The sequence below is a fragment of the Clostridioides sp. ES-S-0190-01 genome (genome assembly GCF_020658275.1).
Lineage (GTDB): Bacteria > Bacillota > Clostridia > Peptostreptococcales > Peptostreptococcaceae > Clostridioides.
In genome coordinates this window covers 358,691-377,204 of sequence record NZ_JACVWA010000015.1, presented here as the reverse complement: position 1 = coordinate 377,204, position 18,514 = coordinate 358,691, and the positions used below count along the sequence as shown (strand labels likewise).

The window sequence follows — 18,514 nt, the reverse complement described above, 5'->3', positions numbered from 1 at the left end:
AGAAAATTCTATATCAAATAAGATTACAGTATGTATGGTTGCAGTTAAAAATTAATTATAATATTTATGATAGTTTTGTAAAATAATATATGCACTTAGATATAAAAGAAAATTATTTAAATAGTAATTTTACTTTAGAGTAGCCATATTCAAGTATATTTATATATTTAGAGGCTTTTTATAGAATCATAAGAAGACGAATTTTAAGTATATTTGTGTAAATATAAATTATAATAAGATATAAGTATTAGTGTAGAATAGTTATAATAATATAGGCTATTAAAATATAAACTTGGAGAGTTGATGAAAATTGTATGAAAAAGAAAATATTGTTTTTAGGAATTATTTGTATATCTATAATTTTACTAAGTAATTATACTTATTCCCAAAAGAAGCAACTATCTGAGGAAGAAAAGATAGATGACTTTAAATATGTATATAATGTTATAAAAACAGGGTATCCTTACTTGGATGTAAATAAGAGACTTAATCATATTGACTGGTTAGAAAATAAGGACAAATATATAAAAAGAATTAAAAATACTGAAAGTGATGAAGAGTTTATAGAAGAAGTATCCTCTATATTATCAGAATTAAACAATAAACATACTGAGTTAATAGATAATAAAAACAGATATGAACTTTTTAAAAAATCATACTCTAATAATAATTGGTGTGACTTTCTTAATGACAAAAAAGTTGTAGATAGATATAATTCTATAAATACTAAAATAAAAATACCAAATGATATTTTTGTAAAAAAAGAACTGATTTTAGAAGATATAATTAAAGGTAAGGTTGGATACATGTATTTACCATCAATGTCACCACAAAATGGGTCAATGGATAAGGATTTAAAAATGATAGGAGATTATGTTAATACTTTAGAAAAATATCAAACTCTAATTATTGATATAAGAGGAAATTCAGGCGGAAGTGATAGGTATTGGAAAGGAATTGTATCTAAACTTATAAAAAATAATATAAAAATAGAGGGTTATAGACTCTATAGAAATAATAATAAAATAGTTAAAAAATACACCAATGCAAGAAATATAAAGTTAGAGCCTATAGAAAACCTACCAGTAGGTGTAAAGAAAAATGCACCAAAGGAAACTTTAAAAAATTTTAGTGATTTTGAAAAAACTTCTTATACCATAAATACTAATAATGATTTGGAATTTAAAGGTAATATATACTTACTTGTAGATGAAAAAGTATATTCATCATCAGAGTCGTTTTCTATGTTTTGTAAAGAGACTAAGTTTGCAACTTTAGTAGGAGAAACTACTGGAGGTGATGGTGGAGGAATAGACCCTGTGTTGTTTGAGTTAAAAAATAGTGGTTTAATAGTTAGAATGTCAAGTTGTATGTATTTAAACAAAGACGGAATATGCGATGAAGAATTTAAAACTATTCCTGAGTTTAAAGTAAAAGACTGTAAAAGAACAACAAATTTTAAAGATGATAACAGTATAAAAAGGGTATTAAAGCTTGAAAATATCAATTATTAAATAACAATTAAATGTTGCTGGATATTATTTTAGAGATTTATCTTTAGCATTAAAAATTATAGAAAAATTGTAAAAAAGTAACTCAAAATGATTTTAAATGATTTTGAGTTACTTTTTTATGTAAGTTTTGAAGTTTTTTATAAGATTTATTTGTCCTTTTAAAATTTGATTGGAACCTCTATACAAAGATTATAATAATTTCAATAGAGCATTAAAAAGCAATAAAATATAATAAATAGCAATAAAATACAAAATAAATTTGACTTTTTTATATTCTTAAACTAATATATTATTATTATCAAATGAAAGGTAAGTGTAGTTATGGAGGAAAAGTTTTATACAATAGACCAAGTTGCGAATATTTTAGAAATGCATCATAAAACAATAAGAAAGTTTATAAAAGATGGGAAATTAAAAGCTAATAAAGTCGGTAAGCAGTGGAGAGTATCACAAGAGGATTTAAATAGTTTTATGGATGTAAAGAGTGAAAATGAAGATAAGGGTATAGAATTTAGGTTAAATGCATCTGAAAACTTAGCGAGCATCCCAAAAGTTAATGTATCTACAGTAGTTGAGATAAATAATATATCTAATAATGAATATTCACGTTTATCAAATTTGCTTTTGGCACTTACAAATAATCCAACTTCAATATCAAGTGGTTCTACCATTAATTTGAAGTATGCTGAAAATGAAAATAGGCTTAGGGTTATGTTATGGGGAGATATAAAGTTTATTGAGGAAATGTTAAGCTCTATATCTTTATTAATAGAAAATATTTAAAGTAGAAATGAGGAATTAAAATGAATTACGATATAAGAGAACAAAAGGATAAAAAATATATTTTTGTAGATAGCAAATTTAGTAATGAAGAAGAAATCATGGATATTATATCACTGTGTATGGAACATGGTACAGATTATTTGATGTTGAGTAAGAATTCACTTACAGATGATTTTTTTAATTTAAAGACAGGTTTGGCAGGTATTACAATACAAAAATTTATAAATTATAGGATACAAGTTGCTGCAATTGTTGATGATAAAAATAGGATAAATAAAAGATTTTCAGAACTAATGTTAGAGTTAAATAAATCAAATAATTTTAGACTATTTGATAATTTTGAGGATGCTAAAAATTATATTTTAAATCTAAAATGACGGAGATTAATAAAATAAATAATATAAGTAAGGCATTTAGAAGTATTGAATATAAAAATAAAATACATATATATGATGATTATTTAATAAGTAAATGATATTTTCAGAATTAAGAAATTAATATAAATACAAACTTAAGAAACATATTTATTAATAACCTTTCTATGTTACAAAAGTGTAATACTGGTAGATAAAATGTAATATTTACATAAGGATTTAACCGTACAAAACCTTTAAAATAAAGATATACTAAGAAATGAACAAGTGGAGGTTATTAATTATGAAAGAAATATTAAAAATAAAGAATATATCAAAAGATTATGGTATAAAAGGATTTAAGACAAATGTACTAAAAAGTATATCTCTTACAGTTAATGAAGGTGATTTTATAGCAATAATGGGGCCATCAGGTGCAGGAAAAACAACATTACTTAATCTAATGTCTACACTTGACAAACAAACCTCAGGAGAAATAATACTCGATGGAATTAACATATCTAAAGTAAAAAATAATGAACTATCAAAATTAAGAAGAGAGAAAATAGGATTTATATTTCAAGACTATAACTTATTAGATAATATGACACTCATGAATAATATAGCACTTCCTCTGGCATTAGGGAAAAAGAAAAGTAAAGAAATTGAAGGTAAGGTATTTTCGATAGCCAAAAAATTTGGATTAGAAAATCATTTAGATAAATATCCATACCAATTATCAGGAGGACAAAAGCAAAGAGGTGCAGCAGCGAGGTCACTAATTACAAATCCAGCAGTAGTATTTGCTGATGAGCCAACAGGTGCTTTAGATTCTAAATCAGCTTATGAACTTTTAAACTCATTAGAAAGAATAAATAAAGAGAATAATGCTACTATTATAATGATTACACATGACCCTCTAACAGCAAGTTATTCAAATGAAGTATATATGATAAATGATGGAACTATAAAGTGTAAATTGAACAAAGGAAGTAGTAGAAAAGAATTTTATGGAAAGATTATGGATATGTTGGCCTCTATGGGAGGTGAAATGTAAGTGAGTGTACTTGGAATTGCTTATAATAATTTTAAAAGTAATATAAGAACTTATCTGGCATTTTTTATATCTATGGTCTTTTCAGTAGTTGTACTGACTAATTTTGAATTACTAAGATATGGTGATGCCATAAATGTATTGCAAGGGGAAAATCAGAAATTCACATTATCAGTGTTAATATCTGTAATAATAATATTGTCAGTATTTTTATTTTTCTTTATATGGTATGCGACAAATATATTCTTTAAAAATAGGTCAAAAGAAATAGGTATACTATCTTTTATGGGGTTGGATTTATATACTATAGGAAAAATATATTTTGTAGAAAATATGCTTATAGGAATAAGCTCTTGTATCACAGGAATACTTATAGGGATAATAACATCTAGATTTTTCCAGGTAGTAATAATAAAATTATCAGGATTTGATATAAATGTATCCAATGGGTTTAGTATCAAAGCTATAATGTATGCCAGTTTGATATTTATTTCTATATTTATGATAATGACTATAAAAGGTTTTGTAACAATATGTAGGAGTAGTGTAATAAACCTAATTAACACATCTAAGAAGCAAGACAAAATACCAAAAGTAGGAATAGGATTATACATATTAGCCATAATATCAATTTTAGTATTAGGATATGGTTATTATCTTTCTATGGATATACGCTCTGGAAACATAGCTAGTGTAATACCAGTTATAGTGATAATAATAATAGGTACTTATGGTTTATTTAAATCAGTTATGCCTGTTGTATTTCATATGATAATGAAAAATAAAAAGGTATTATTCAATGGAAATAATATAATTTCTATAAACAATATAAATTATAGATTAAATAAAAACTATAAAACTTACTCTATAATAGCTATAATTATAACGACTACAATATCAACCCTTGGTACATCAGTTGCCATAAAACATATACAACAAAATGCTCAAGAACAGAGGAATGTATATACTGTTAGTATAGTTTCAACAGATAAAAATGAAGTAGATAGAACACAAATAGAAGATATAATAAAAGATACTAATAGTATAAGATATTCAGTAAATCCAGAACTAATAGCTTTAGAAAATCCAGATAGCAAAGATGATTATGATAAATTAAATATAATAATGAAATACAGTGATTTTTACAATATTCTCAAAGTAAATGGAAATGAGAAGGAATTAAAAGAGTATGGCGAAAAATTAGTTGAAGGAAATAATGTAATGCAGTTAAAAAGTCCTCAAACGATATTAACATTAGCTAAAAAAGAAACTAGTGTGAACATTGATGGACAAGTATATAATATTACAAAAGGGGAAATAAAAGTACCAGTATTGGGAACAGGGATTAATGACAGTATTATAGTAGTAAATGATAACATCTACTCTAAGTTAAAAGACAAAGGAGAACAAATATATTTTTATGGAGCGAAAGTATCTGAGGAAGAAAATAGCCAAAAGATGTTCGATAATATTGAAAAAAATTTAAGTATGAAAAGTGGCTATATGAGAAATGGATATAAAGCTCAAAACGAAAGTCAATGGATGAAATTTGCATATGTAGTGCTTGTATTTTTATTTTTAGTATTTACGCTTGTGGCTGGAAGCATAATATACATGAAAATATATAGTGATGCTTATGAAGATAGAGATAAATATAAAACTTTATTGAAGATAGGAACTACAGAAAAAGAAATAAATAAAGCTGTCTTTAAAGAAGTAGCTATATTTTACACTTTACCAATGTTAAGTGCAACAATATCAAGTTACTTTGCATTAAGACTAGCAGGCAGTTTACTAATGGCTGATTTATTTAGTATATATATATTAAGCTTAGTAATATGCTTAATAATCTTCATAATATATGGAGCAGTATCTATTAATAAGTTTAAGAAGGTAATATACGAAAATTAATCAACAAATTTATTAAAACAAAGAGACTCTTACAATAAGAGTCTCTTATTAATTAGATTTAAGCCGTTTGACTAATAAATGTATACAAAATATAATATGATAGAGATAATTTATATTATAATAAAATATTAAAATAATGGAGATTGCATAAATGTATAAAATTTTATTAATAGAAGATGATATTGATTTATCAAAAGAAATTGCTTTGGCATTAGAACGATGGGGATTTAAAGTAGAAGTAATTGATAATTTTGAACTGATTTTAGAAGAATTTATAGATAAAAAACCAGATGTAGTACTTTTGGATGTTAATTTACCACTGTATAATGGATTTTACTGGTGCGAGAAAATAAGGGGTGTTTCAAATGTTCCAATCATATTCCTTTCATCAAGAGATTCTGATATGGATTTAATAATGGGAATAAATAATGGAGGAGATGATTATATTACAAAACCATTTTCTATAGATATCTTAGTTACCAAAATAAATGGGATAATAAGAAGAGCTTATAATTATAGCGACTCTAATAGTATTCTATACTACAAAGATTTAATGTTTGATGTAGGAAAAGGAATTATAAAACACAAGTACAAGGAAAAAGATATAGAATTGACTAAAAACGAAATAAAAATTTTAAACTTATTATTAAAAAATAAAAATAAAGTTGTATCAAGAGAAAGTCTTATGATGACTTTATGGGATAATGATGAATTTGTTACAGATAATGCTCTTACTGTAAATATAAATAGATTGAGAAGTAAGGTTAAAGAGTTAGGTGTTGATGATTTTATAAAAACTAAAAAGGGAATAGGATATATAATATAATGATAGTAAAATATTTAAAAGACAGATTCAAGTATATTGTGCTTTTTTTTATTATCATTAGTATAATAAATATTTACTTATTTGCTATAAATATATTTGAGAATCAATATGCAGAGTTAATATACTTAGATTTTCTAGCTTTACTCATAATAATAGTATTTTTTATTGTAGATTATATAAACTTTAAAAATAGCTATAAAGATTTATGTAAGTGTCTAGAAAATAATGATGATATAGACAACTACTTGATTAATGGACAATCCTTTGAAGCAAATATCATGAGAGATATTATTGAAAATTTGAAATCAAAGAATAATGATGATATAAAAAATTACAAACAATCTCTAAAAGAATTAGATGAATACATAGCTAAATGGGTTCATGAAATAAAGATTCCAATATCATCTTTGAGTATAATTACAGATAGATTAAATAATATAGAAGATAGTATAGATATTAAGAATCAAATTGCAAAAATAAACTTTTTAGTAAATTCTATTTTATATAGTAGTAGAAGTAATAGTATGTTTGAGGACATATTTATGAATAAAGTTAATTTAGAAAAATTAATAAAATCCTCTATAAAGAATAACTCGTTTTTACTCATAAAAAACAATATTGAAGTTAGTTTAAACAACTTAAATTATACTGTTTACACTGATTCTAAATGTATAGCCTATATTTTAGACCAAATTATTAATAATGCTATAAAATACTCAAAAGAAGTTGGTAAAATTGAATTTAATGCAAAGCCATTAGAAAACGGAGTAGTGTTATCTATAAAGGATTATGGTATAGGTATAAATGAAGAGGATATATGTAGAGTTTTTAATAGAGGATTTACAGGAACAAATGGAAGAAATAGATTGTATAAATCTACTGGAATGGGATTATACTTTGCAAAAAAGATGATAGATAACTTAGGTCATAAGATTGATGTATACTCAGAAAATGGTGTTTATACAATTTTTAATATTCATTTTTATAATATATCTGATTATTTAAATCTAAATAATTAAATTAATAGATTGAATGTATCCACTTTAAATCTAAAAAATATAGTAGTATTTTACTGTAGAACATAATTTGAAATAGTATTACGAATCAAAAAGCAGGGAGATTATCTACCTGTTTTTGATTCATAATACTATTTATAAAAATTATTATCTCTGAGAACTTGAGCACGTATACGGTTAATTAAAAACTGTTTTAATTTAGTTAAGCAAAAAAATAAAATAGCTCTATTTTCAAATTCTGTTCTATCAACAGGTAGAGGTTGATTTTGCATACTAAGCATTAACCTGCCCAATTCTTCAAGAAGAAGATTCCCTGTTTCGGCTTCAAATTCAGTATAACCTATCTTATGTATGAAAGCAGATAGAATATGAGCTTGTGGTGGAGTAGAGTCTAGTTGAGATACATAACTATACAAGTCTTCTAAGATATCCCGTTGGCTTTTTATAATATCCATATGCTCTAAGAAAAATTTAGTATCACTTAATAAAGTATTATTAATATTATCATAAGTTTCAGAAATACTACTATCAATAAGTGAATTTAAGGTATATAAATCTCTACTGAACCTATTTTCTTTTTTAGGATTTACAATAATATCGGCAATATCTATAAGCACAATACTCACTTCTTCTTGTAACTTTTTTTGGACTTCATAGATTTTATGTATATTTGTTGGAATATACATATTTATTATGACACCTATTCCAGTACCTATTGCAAATATTCCAGCTTCATTTAAAATCCATTTAATAGATGTTTCTCCTTGTAGGAAGTAATGGGATGCAATTACTACACACATGGCAATAACATCTTGAATTTTTAATAAAAAACAAAGTGGTATAATTATGAATATAAATATTGAAAATGAAGTCAAATTATATCCTAAAATATTAAAACATAAATAGGAAAAAATAGTACATAAAAGAAAACCATAAACCTTTCCAATAGAACCCTTAAGCGTTTCTTTTTTAGTGTCCTTTACTGTAAGTAGTACTATAACTCCAGCAACCATTGAGTATTCTAGTTTTAACAGCCAAGCAATAGATATAGCAAGAGAGCATCCAAGAGATAATTTTATTACTTTAAGTGAATTAATATTATTCAAATATAAACCTCCTGTGAACAAATATAATAAAGATAATTTTAACATAAAACTAATAGGGTTTGAAATGTAATTAATTGTACTTAATTATTTTATTGCCCTATTTAGCTAAATACAATCAATATATTTTTATTTTATGAAAGTTTTTTGTATATATTATTTGCCAGTGTAAAATCTCATACGTTTGCTTGAGTTAAAAATATTAACAAAAATGATGTAATAATTGTTGCTTTTGATGATTTGTTAATAATACCAATAAATAGCGCTATAAAGTTCATACTGACAAGTATAACTGACTTTAAAATATGATTATGTGATTATAAGTATAGTATGTTCATAAGAATATTAGAAATGCAAGAAAACTGGTATACATCATGATGATATTTTTTTTATTTCATATCATAATAACAAATAAAAATAGTTGTATCAAATGAAAATAGTCAAAAATGTATATACTATTATTAATAAAAAATAAAATTATATAATTAATATGATTTTATAATTTGTTTTGTATGGTGATTTTTAACTTTTATGTTATACTATTTATAAAAGTAAGTATAAAGATAAAAATACATAATTAAATATGTATGAGAAGTTTTAAATAGCCTTATTAATGAACTTAATTATTGTTCATAATGACAAATTGGAGGAGATAAACATGAAAATTACTGAAGGATACATGCCTTTTGAAGGTTTTAAAACCTATTACCGTATAGTGGGAGAAGATACAGAAGGAAAGAAACCATTAGTACTACTTCACGGAGGTCCAGGTTCTACACATAACTATTTTGAAGTATTGGACAAGATAGCTGAAAGTGGAAGACAAGTTATAATGTATGACCAAATTGGTTGTGGTAATTCATTTGTAGAAGGGCATCCTGAGTTATTTAATGCAGACACTTGGATAAAAGAACTTATCGAACTAAGAAAACATCTAGGGCTTGATGAAATACATCTATTAGGTCAGTCTTGGGGAGGTATGCAGGCTATTTGGTATGCTATTGAATATAAACCAAAGGGTATCAAGTCGTACATTCTTTCATCTACTCTTTCTTCTGCAAAACTTTGGGAAAAAGAACAAAAAAGAAGAATATCATATATGAGTGAAGCTGACCAAAAAGCGTTACTTGATGCAGTAAATACTGGAGATTACTCTAGTAAAGAATATAATGATGCATTAGAAAAGTTTATGGAGATGTATTGTGCAGGGGAAGTAACTGAAGATTCTCCTGAATGTTTAAGAAGACCTAAAAAGTCTGGTTCTGAAGCATATATTGTAGGATGGGGATATAATGAATTTTCTCCTACAGGTACTCTTTCTGGATATGAGTTTACAGATAGATTACATGAAATAAAGGAACCTTGTTTAGTAACTAGTGGAGCGATAGATTTGTGTTCACCATATATTGCAAAGACTATGTATGATAGGATACCTAATAGTAAATGGGAACTATTTGAATATTCAAGACATATGCCATTTGTTGAAGAAAATGATAAATATATAGAAGTTCTAACTAAATGGTTAAATGAAAATGATTAAGCTTATATAAATTTATAAAAGAGATTAAACTGATTGTTTAATCTCTTTTTTTATTATTTTATTATAAATTAGAGTATTTTTTATATGTGATAAATTTTGAATAAGAATAATATGAACAATTGTAAAAAGTTTAAAAGTATTTAAAGAGAAAAAAAGTCTTAAAACCTCAATAAATCATACAAATCATTAAAAAACTACTATAATTAACATATAATAACAGAATTTAAAAACACTTAGTTTTATGACATTTTAGAAATTTTTTTTAAAATTGGTATAATTATTCTGTTTAAACTTGCTTAAAAAGTATATTTATTATAATAAGAAACAATTATATAAATAGGAATAGATTAATATATAAATAAAAATAACTATAGAAGGAAAGGCATATTATGGAAAAGTCAAAAGTTATTGAAATGATAAAAAATAATCCTAATATTATAGCAACTATAAATAATCCAACTGATGAGATGAAACTATTAGCTATCAAAGAAAATGGACTTGTACTAGAATATATAAATAATCCAACTAAAGAGATGCAAGAATTAGCAATTGATAACAATATTAGAGCAATTAAATTTATAAATGACCCAACAGAAGATATGATGATAAAAGCAGTAAATGATGGATGGAGTATATTAGACTATATAAAAAATCCAACTGATAAAGTGATTAAATTAGCTATAAATCAAGCAGGGTGGGCTATTAAATATTCTAAAAATCCAAGTGAAGAGTTACAATTATTAGCAGTAAGAAAAAATTATGATTCGATAAAGTTTATAAAACAACCTTATGAAAGTGTACAAGAAGAAGCAGTAAAAATAAGTTATGATGCATTAAGATATATAGATTTTCCTAGTTATAATACAGAACTTATAGCTATTAAGAATAATGAGGCAGCTATTAACTTTATAACTAATTTAGATAAGAATAAAATATTAGAATTCCTAAAAGTAAATATTTTAGTGATTAAGTATATTGTAAAGAAAATATCTAAAGAGGAATTAGAAGAAGTATTAAAAGAAGTACTATCAAAAGAAGATGTTGAAGAAAAGTATATTAGAGATTTTTTAAATTGTAATATTATAGATAGAAACAGTGACTATATAGCAATAGACAAAATGATGTTTATTTACAAATATGGAAGTAAAACAGCAAAAAAAATAGCTGTAGACGAAAAATTGAAAATTATGTAGGAGAGAGAAAAAATGAATTTTATAGATACATTAAAAAGCGTTGACTTAATATTATCCACTGGAGAAGTTCCTCTAATAGTTGGTGAAAGTGGGATAGGAAAAACAGCTCTAGCAAAAAAACTTGCCAAAGAAAATAATTGGAGTTTGATTGTAATTGATGGAAATCTACTTAAAGAGGGTGAAATAGGAGGTCTTCCAACTATAGAATCTTATGTAGGAATTAATTCTAATGGATACAAGACAGAAAAGAAAACTACAGTATATGCTGTTCATAATAAATTAAGAGAAATTGATGAAGAAATATCTAAAGGAAAAACAGTTCTTTTATTTATAGATGAGATAAATCGTTGTGAGCATACTGTACAACAAGAACTTATGAATCTAATTTTAAATAGAGAGATTAATGGATATAAGTTACATGATGATGTAAAGATTTTAGCAGCAATGAATCCATCAAGTAAATATGGTTCAGATTTCGATTATCAAGTTGTAGATATGGATTCAGCTCAAGAAAATAGATTTGTTTGGTTAAATATGGAGAGTGACCATACACAATGGTTGAAATGGGCAATAGATGAAGGAATTGAAAAAAAGATTATAGAGTTTATTTCAACTTTCCCAGAATATCTGCATAAAACAAATGAAGATGATGTAAGAGCAACTCCGAGAAGTTATGAGAGAGTTTCTAAAATTTATAAAGTTTATAAGGACAAAAAGAAAGAAATTCCTAGAACAGTATTTCTAAATGTTATAAAGGGGAATGTAGGTAAGGTTATAGCAGAAGAGTTTATAAGTTTTATTGAATCAGATTCTAGTCCATTGATATCTTATGAAGATGTTTTTTTAGGTGATACTATTTATGAACATCTTGTAGAAAGAGTAAAAAATGAAAGTCATACAAGACTTTATTTATCAGCGATAAATATTCTAAAAAACTTAGAATTAAATATGAAAAATGATGAGTATGAATCAAAATATTATATTGATAGATTTATTGAGTTCTTAAAAATATATCCTATAGATTTAATGATAGGAATTATGAAGGATATTAGAAATAGCTATATTGAAGTGTATAAAAAAGCTATAGAAAATGAAGAGTTTGTAAAATCTTACTTTGAGTCATATCGTTTAATAAGGGGATAATATATGGAAAATTATTTTGATAAGCAGGCAAAAGAACTCTATATTAAAGCTAGTGAAATTATAAATACTCATTCTATGTTAAAGGCAAATCGTGCTAATGAGAAATTTGAGGTAGATATACCAAAAGATTTTAAAGATGAATTTTTTAGTCTTGTAGATAAAGTTAGCTTAAGCCTTATGGAAGAAAAAGATAATTTTTATGGCTATTTTTTGTTTCAGATGTCAAGGGAGATAAGATTTGATATAAGTAGTCCTACAGGTGTGAATTTTAAAGGAGCTAAATACGTCATATACTTTAATCCAATAATTTTTTTAACTCTCAATATAGAACAGATGGAAAGTACAATAAAGCATGAAATTTATCATATAGTATCTATGCATTTGGTAAGAGCAAAAGAATTAAAAGGAAAGTATAGTACATTAGCCATTAATATGGCAATGGATATAGTAGTAAATAAATATTTGAATAATTTACCACCATATGCTACTACTTTAGAATGGGTAAATCTAAAATATTCTCTAAAGCTAGAGCCATATGAACCTTTTGAGTATTATGTAGAAAAGATTCAAACTGAATTAGATTTGTTAGAAGAAGATGAAGATGGTGAAGAAGATGATAGTGACAAGTATGGAACTATAGAAACTGATTATAGACCAGAAAAAACTCATGATATATGGGAAGAATCCGATGATATAGATGAAAGAACTCTTAGAGAATTTACAGAGAAATTTATTGATAGTTCTCAAAAAGGTAAAATTCCAACACACTTAGAAAACATGATAGCAGCCCTTAAAAATAGTAAAGGCGAATTACCATGGAATTTATATCTTAGTAGGTTAATGGGAACTGTTGAAAACAATAAAAAGAAGACTATAACAAGGAGAAATAGAAGACAGCCTAATCGATTAGATTTAAGAGGAGAACTTAGAAGTCATAAAGCAGAAATAGCCGTTGCTATTGATATAAGTGGAAGTATTAGTGATGAAGAATTTAAACAAGCAATTAAAGAAGTTCTTAATATAGTTAAAAATTATAATCATGAAATTACTATTATAGAGTGTGACAGTGAAATTAGACGTGTATATAAAGCAAAAAATATAAAAGATATAAAAGATAGAGTTAAAATAGGTGGAGGCACAAAATTTACTCCAGTTTTCGAATATGCTAATAATAAAAAGATTAACTTATTAGTTTACTTTACTGATGGTAAAGGTGAAAATAAGCTACAGGTAATACCTAGAGGTTATAAAATTTTATGGGTTATTTCTGGAAATGGAGATAAACTTTCACTGAGAGAGCATTATGGAGCAGTTAAAAAACTTAGTAAAGTTGAAACAAAAGATGATATATTAGAGATAAACGATATTAGAAATGATGGATACTCAATGAATAGTCAAGCACCAATTTTATAAATATTATAATGGGTATGATTTGTTCGATTGTTATGGTTTACTTACTATCCAAATTAATGAAAAATACATTGATTAATAGTCAATGTATTTTTTATTATTTAAACAATAAAAGTTTTACTTAGCTTAAACTCTCAAAATATGGTACAATTAGTATATAGTAGATAGTTTTGATGATGTAAATTCAGTTGTCAAAACTATTTTTTGTTAAGGATGGTGAGGTTTTGTGTTTAAGATTGATGATTATATAATGTACGGAATGACAGGTGTTTGTAAAGTTTTGGACATAACAAACGAAAAAATTACAAATGGTGTACAAAAAGAATATTATGTATTAAGTCCCCTTTATTCTAATAATACAATAATAAAAATACCTGTTGATAATAAGAAAGTTCCAATGAGAAAGATACTTTCTGAAGTTACTGTGGCTTCGCTAATAAATGATATACCTAATATGGATACATCATGGATAGATAATGAAAAAATGAGAAGTGAGCAATTTAAAGTGATGCTTAGAAGTGGTAAGTGTGAAGAGTTACTTAAATTAATAAGAAGTATATACTGTAATAAAGAACATATAAAATCTCTTGGTAAAAAATCACATCAAGCAGACGATAATATGATGAAAGAAGCAGAAAGATTATTAAATGAAGAGTTTGCAACTGTTTTGAATATTTCTCCTGATGAAGTTACTTCATATATATCAAGTCATATACCGCAATAAAGTATTTTTTATATTATCTCCTACTTAAAAAGTATAGCATAGTTAAAACTATAAAGAAAAAGAAAATAATATTTAAATATAATTTTACAATAAGTATTTATGAATATTTTATTGCTATTTTTAATTATTTCAGAATATTATTTATTCGCATTGTTTTACTAAAAATTGAATATATAATATTATAGGAATTGTTAAAATGATGTTTATAATATACAATTCTTAAAAAATTAAATTATTATTGAAAATACTTTTTAATCAAGGGGATGATTGAATGGTAAGTTTAATAAGCATGTTGAAAATCTGAAGTAAAATTAATAATATTATAAGAGTATTATCATTTAAAATATATGACAATATAAAATATATTCTAGTGTTAATTGATAAGGTGACTACTATATTAAATAGAAGTCATCTTATTTAATTTTACCTACATCGTAAAAATTTATATTTTATTAAAGTAAAATAGGCTCATTTAAGTTACACATAGTTTTAATTTCTATGTAAAAAATCTTATTTTTAGCTTCATATAAACAAACTTTTAACTTAAATTTATCCAGATTATTATTTTTATATTATTGCTAGAATTAAGTATATTACGAAGATGTTTTTAAATATTAACATTAAATTATTTGGAATTATACTAATATAAACATAAGCTATATTTATTATAAATACTACAATTTAGCTATTTATTTAAGAAATAATTATTTTTTATAAATGAAAACATAGATTAGATAAATGCTTCTAGCTTAGAAGAGTACATTATAAATATAATCGACAAAATAAGACTAAATATATCTTTATAATTTGAATTGATATATTTGCTGTATATTTATAGTGTAACTTGAAAAATTATAGATATACAAAATTTAGAGTATTTCTAAAATAGTAATATATAATAATTACTATAGTTTGTTTTTAATCAAACTTTTTTATTTTAATTAAGTAAATATTAAGTTAACAGATAAAAAATGATGGATTTTAAAGAATTTAAATTTATTAAAAAAGTATTTACTACTTTTGTTGTATTTATTTAACAATTTCATTGATTGTGTATTTAGAATAATTATGATTAGGTGTAAATTTAGAATTTATAAGTTTAAGAAATAAAGTTATATCTTAAAGGTGAAGTATCTCTACTATTCTAAAAATTAATGAAATTTATTAAATTAATCAAAAAAATAACAATCATTTAAAAGTTAAAAATAGTTAATTAAAATTGATTAGAATATCCTTTTTTTTAATTTTATCATTGATAATATTTCTTAAATAATAAATGTTCTTTGGTGGAGTATAGTCTAAATAATATAAGTTTCATATCAAAAACCTATCCAATAAATAATATGAATACATAGAACAACAAAATTTCATATCTAAAAAACTATTTTGAGGCTTAGTTTAACTTATATTTCCAGACAAAAAAATTATATAATATACTTGACAAGTATAATTTGATTTATTCTAATTATTTACTGTCGATTATTCGATTTTTTTCTTATTTTTTTGTTGCATATAAGTATGTGTTTATGGTACGATTTACATGGTGAAATAAATAAAGGGAGGTGAAAAATAAATATTCGTGAAAAAGTTTTCAAATTGAGGTATTTTATGGTTAATAAATTATAATAGTATCACCTCAATTAATAATGTCAAAGCGAATATCTAGGTAATCACTTTAAAACAACAGTTTTTATATTTAGGTTCACAGAATTCATGTGTATGTTTAACAAGAAATAAATTTAATCTGTGAAGAGATAGTAGTTTATTTATTTAAGTTGACAAGTAATTGAATGAAGTATTTAGAAATTTTTCAAAAAAATAAAGACAGTATTTATTTGTATAAATACATGTTGCTTTATTCAAAACTCCTTTAAAAAGGCAATAGTAAGGTGATTACACCGTTTGCCATAAAAGGAGGAATTTAGTTTGTAAAATACTATCAAGTAAAAAAATAAGAATTGCATATAGTAAAGAGTTTCACATTTAATTAGTAGTAGTTAAATTAGAAAAAATTACTAGAGTGATGAATTTAGAAGTTAGATATAAAATTATCCATTGTGTTATGGCAATATTGTATTTAAGCTAAATAATAATTAATGAACTAATAATTTATAGTTTGGTTTTTTGTGGTGTCAATTTATAAAGATAACAGGTTATAAATATACCTGAAAATAATGAATTTATATAATTTAAATTTATAGCTATATTATTTTGAATTTATTGACAATAAAGATGTTAATCTTTATTCCATGAAAACATCTAGATTCTACAAATAAAAACGCAATTATCTTAATAATTATTACGAATTGTTTTACAAAACAATATCACCATATCTTTCATTGAAAGAAAGAGTCTGGATAAAACGTAGAAAATATAAAAATACAATTAAGAAAGGATTTAAACTTATGAGCACAACAGTAAATAAAAAGGGTAAGTTCCCTATAGGATTTTATATCTGTGCAACAACTTTCTCGTTTGAAAGAGCAGCATATTATTCTGCAAAGTTTTTAATTTATATATTCCTTACAACAGCAATTGTTAAAGGTGGTCTTGGAATAGATAAAGGACAAGCAGCTATAATGCAAGCTAACCTTGTTGCATTCACATATCTTGCGCCAATAATTGGAGGATATATATCAGATAGATGGATAGGAGCTAGGTATACTATACCTATAGGTATGCTTATCATGGGGATAGGATACTATCTTGGTTCTATTGCAACTACAGCTTCTATGGTAAATGCAATGATAATTCTAGTTTCAATTGGTACTGCATTCTTTAAAGGAAATGTATCAGCAGTAAATGGACAACTTTTTGATAATCAAGAAGAACTTGATACAGCATTCTCAGTACAATATTCTTTTGTTAATATAGGTTCTTTCATCGGAACAACAGCAGTAGGTATACTTTATGCCAATACATTTATGAAAAATGGAGTATATGGTTTCTCTCAATGTTTCTTCATAGCAGCTGTTCTTTGTGTAATTGGTGCAATATGGTTCACATATGGATGGAGATTCCTTGGAAATGCAGGAAAAAGACCTTTTAAAGAAGGTGTGGTAGCTGAGAAAGTTGAAGAAAAAGATAATGCTCCTCTTACAAGTATGGATAAGAAGAGAATTTGGGCTATTATACTTATTTCATTCTTCTCTGTAATTTTCTGGTTATTCTGGTACCTAACTTATCTTGCAGTTTATGATTATGGTGCAGCGTTTGTAAACATGACTATTGGAGGATTTGACATTCCTTTAGCTTGGTTTGACTCATTAAATGCACTTGTATGTATTGTACTAGGACCAGTTCTTGGAGCATTATGGTTTAAACTTGCCAGTAGACCACAAGGTGATATAAGTTTATTTAAGAAGACAGGTCTTGGATTAATATTCTTAGGTCTTGCATTCTTAATGCTTGTTGGAGCAGAGCTTACAAGAGGTGTTGGAGCTCCTGAAACTGTTAAAGCTAGTATAATATGGATAATTATGTTTGGTATACTTCTAAGTTTTGGAGAAATGTTATTCTCACCACTTGGGAACTCTTTCGTAAGTAAGTATGCTCCTAAAAAACTTCTAGGTGTTCTTATGGGAGTTTGGACATTTGCTACTTTTATAGCTGGTCAAGGATATGGATATATATATGCATTTACTCTTAAATTTGATATGATTAAAGTATATACTATAATTCCAGTGATACTATTTGTTGCAGCTATATTATTATTCTTATTTGACAAGACATTAAGTAAACTTGTTGAGGAAGATAACTAATCAATAAATAACTATTATACTAATGAGATTAATTTAGTATGGTTATATTGTATTAGATTGATATAAAGCTAATTGGTAATAATCATAAAGTGTTACTTTTTAACACGATATATGGTGAAATAAGTTTATTAAATAAAATATATAAATAAAAATACTAGTCAATTAAGACTAGTATTTTTATTT

At 25.0% G+C, this 18,514-nt stretch carries 14 protein-coding genes; 13 read left to right on the top strand and 1 reads right to left on the bottom strand.

What is annotated here, in order from left to right; all coding sequences use genetic code 11:
* Positions 1 to 314 precede the first annotated feature (314 nt).
* The 7 genes from IC214_RS05150 (at position 315) to IC214_RS05120 (ending at position 7,460) form a co-directional block, all read left to right on the top strand.
* Positions 315 to 1,514 (top strand): S41 family peptidase, encoded by a 1,200-nt coding sequence (locus IC214_RS05150; RefSeq protein WP_227866335.1) that lies wholly within the window; start codon positions 315 to 317, stop codon positions 1,512 to 1,514.
* Positions 1,515 to 1,835: 321 nt separating this feature from the next.
* Complete coding sequence (locus tag IC214_RS05145) at positions 1,836 to 2,297, top strand: helix-turn-helix domain-containing protein (protein WP_227481975.1); 462 nt, start codon at positions 1,836 to 1,838, stop codon at positions 2,295 to 2,297.
* 20 nt (positions 2,298 to 2,317) lie between these two features.
* A complete protein-coding gene (locus tag IC214_RS05140; protein ID WP_227824389.1) occupies positions 2,318 to 2,674 on the top strand; it encodes a DUF4180 domain-containing protein in 357 nt (118 codons plus the stop codon).
* Between the two features lie 280 nt (positions 2,675 to 2,954).
* Positions 2,955 to 3,707: an ABC transporter ATP-binding protein gene (locus IC214_RS05135; protein ID WP_227433882.1), complete on the top strand. Its 753-nt coding sequence runs from the start codon at positions 2,955 to 2,957 to the stop codon at positions 3,705 to 3,707.
* On the top strand, positions 3,708 to 5,615 hold the full coding sequence (locus IC214_RS05130; protein WP_227866334.1) for an FtsX-like permease family protein: 1,908 nt from the start codon (positions 3,708 to 3,710) through the stop codon (positions 5,613 to 5,615). It abuts the gene before it with no gap.
* A 151-nt stretch (positions 5,616 to 5,766) separates the two neighbouring features.
* A complete protein-coding gene (locus IC214_RS05125; protein ID WP_227433884.1) occupies positions 5,767 to 6,441 on the top strand; it encodes a response regulator transcription factor in 675 nt (224 codons plus the stop codon).
* On the top strand, positions 6,441 to 7,460 hold the full coding sequence (locus tag IC214_RS05120) for a sensor histidine kinase (RefSeq protein ID WP_227866333.1): 1,020 nt from the start codon (positions 6,441 to 6,443) through the stop codon (positions 7,458 to 7,460). The genes IC214_RS05125 and IC214_RS05120 overlap by 1 nt, the downstream gene beginning before the upstream one ends.
* Positions 7,461 to 7,588: 128 nt before the next feature.
* Here IC214_RS05120 and IC214_RS05115 read toward each other — a convergent pair whose 3' ends face one another.
* Positions 7,589 to 8,563: an aromatic acid exporter family protein gene (locus IC214_RS05115; protein ID WP_227433886.1), complete on the bottom strand. Its 975-nt coding sequence runs from the start codon at positions 8,561 to 8,563 to the stop codon at positions 7,589 to 7,591.
* Between the two features lie 655 nt (positions 8,564 to 9,218).
* Between IC214_RS05115 and pepI the strand changes: the two genes are divergently transcribed.
* From pepI to IC214_RS05085, 6 genes are all read left to right on the top strand, one after another.
* Positions 9,219 to 10,100, top strand: coding sequence for a proline iminopeptidase (pepI, locus tag IC214_RS05110; RefSeq protein ID WP_227866332.1), 882 nt, complete (start codon positions 9,219 to 9,221; stop codon positions 10,098 to 10,100).
* Positions 10,101 to 10,489: 389 nt separating this feature from the next.
* On the top strand, positions 10,490 to 11,293 hold the full coding sequence (locus tag IC214_RS05105; protein WP_227481979.1) for a hypothetical protein: 804 nt from the start codon (positions 10,490 to 10,492) through the stop codon (positions 11,291 to 11,293).
* Between the two features lie 12 nt (positions 11,294 to 11,305).
* Positions 11,306 to 12,436, top strand: coding sequence for an AAA family ATPase (locus IC214_RS05100; RefSeq protein ID WP_227866331.1), 1,131 nt, complete (start codon positions 11,306 to 11,308; stop codon positions 12,434 to 12,436).
* A 3-nt stretch (positions 12,437 to 12,439) separates the two neighbouring features.
* Entirely contained in the window at positions 12,440 to 13,849 is a 1,410-nt protein-coding gene (locus IC214_RS05095; protein WP_227481981.1) for a VWA-like domain-containing protein, read from the top strand.
* Positions 13,850 to 14,072: 223 nt separating this feature from the next.
* Complete coding sequence (locus IC214_RS05090) at positions 14,073 to 14,570, top strand: CarD family transcriptional regulator (RefSeq protein ID WP_227433891.1); 498 nt, start codon at positions 14,073 to 14,075, stop codon at positions 14,568 to 14,570.
* A gap of 2,405 nt (positions 14,571 to 16,975) precedes the next feature.
* Positions 16,976 to 18,331 (top strand): peptide MFS transporter, encoded by a 1,356-nt coding sequence (locus tag IC214_RS05085; RefSeq protein ID WP_227433892.1) that lies wholly within the window; start codon positions 16,976 to 16,978, stop codon positions 18,329 to 18,331.
* The last annotated feature ends 183 nt before the right edge of the window (positions 18,332 to 18,514 follow it).

Excerpts from the sequence above, each read along its gene's own strand:
- IC214_RS05085 (WP_227433892.1), top strand. The coding sequence starts at position 16,976 with ATGAGCACAACAGTAAATAAAAAGGGTAAGTTCCCTATAGGATTTTAT.
- IC214_RS05140 (WP_227824389.1), top strand. The coding sequence starts at position 2,318 with ATGAATTACGATATAAGAGAACAAAAGGATAAAAAATATATTTTTGTA.
- IC214_RS05095 (WP_227481981.1), top strand. The coding sequence starts at position 12,440 with ATGGAAAATTATTTTGATAAGCAGGCAAAAGAACTCTATATTAAAGCT.
- IC214_RS05145 (WP_227481975.1), top strand. The coding sequence starts at position 1,836 with ATGGAGGAAAAGTTTTATACAATAGACCAAGTTGCGAATATTTTAGAA.
- pepI (WP_227866332.1), top strand. The coding sequence starts at position 9,219 with ATGAAAATTACTGAAGGATACATGCCTTTTGAAGGTTTTAAAACCTAT.
- IC214_RS05120 (WP_227866333.1), top strand. The coding sequence starts at position 6,441 with ATGATAGTAAAATATTTAAAAGACAGATTCAAGTATATTGTGCTTTTT.
- IC214_RS05105 (WP_227481979.1), top strand. The coding sequence starts at position 10,490 with ATGGAAAAGTCAAAAGTTATTGAAATGATAAAAAATAATCCTAATATT.
- IC214_RS05125 (WP_227433884.1), top strand. The coding sequence starts at position 5,767 with ATGTATAAAATTTTATTAATAGAAGATGATATTGATTTATCAAAAGAA.
- IC214_RS05150 (WP_227866335.1), top strand. The coding sequence starts at position 315 with ATGAAAAAGAAAATATTGTTTTTAGGAATTATTTGTATATCTATAATT.
- IC214_RS05100 (WP_227866331.1), top strand. The coding sequence starts at position 11,306 with ATGAATTTTATAGATACATTAAAAAGCGTTGACTTAATATTATCCACT.
- IC214_RS05135 (WP_227433882.1), top strand. The coding sequence starts at position 2,955 with ATGAAAGAAATATTAAAAATAAAGAATATATCAAAAGATTATGGTATA.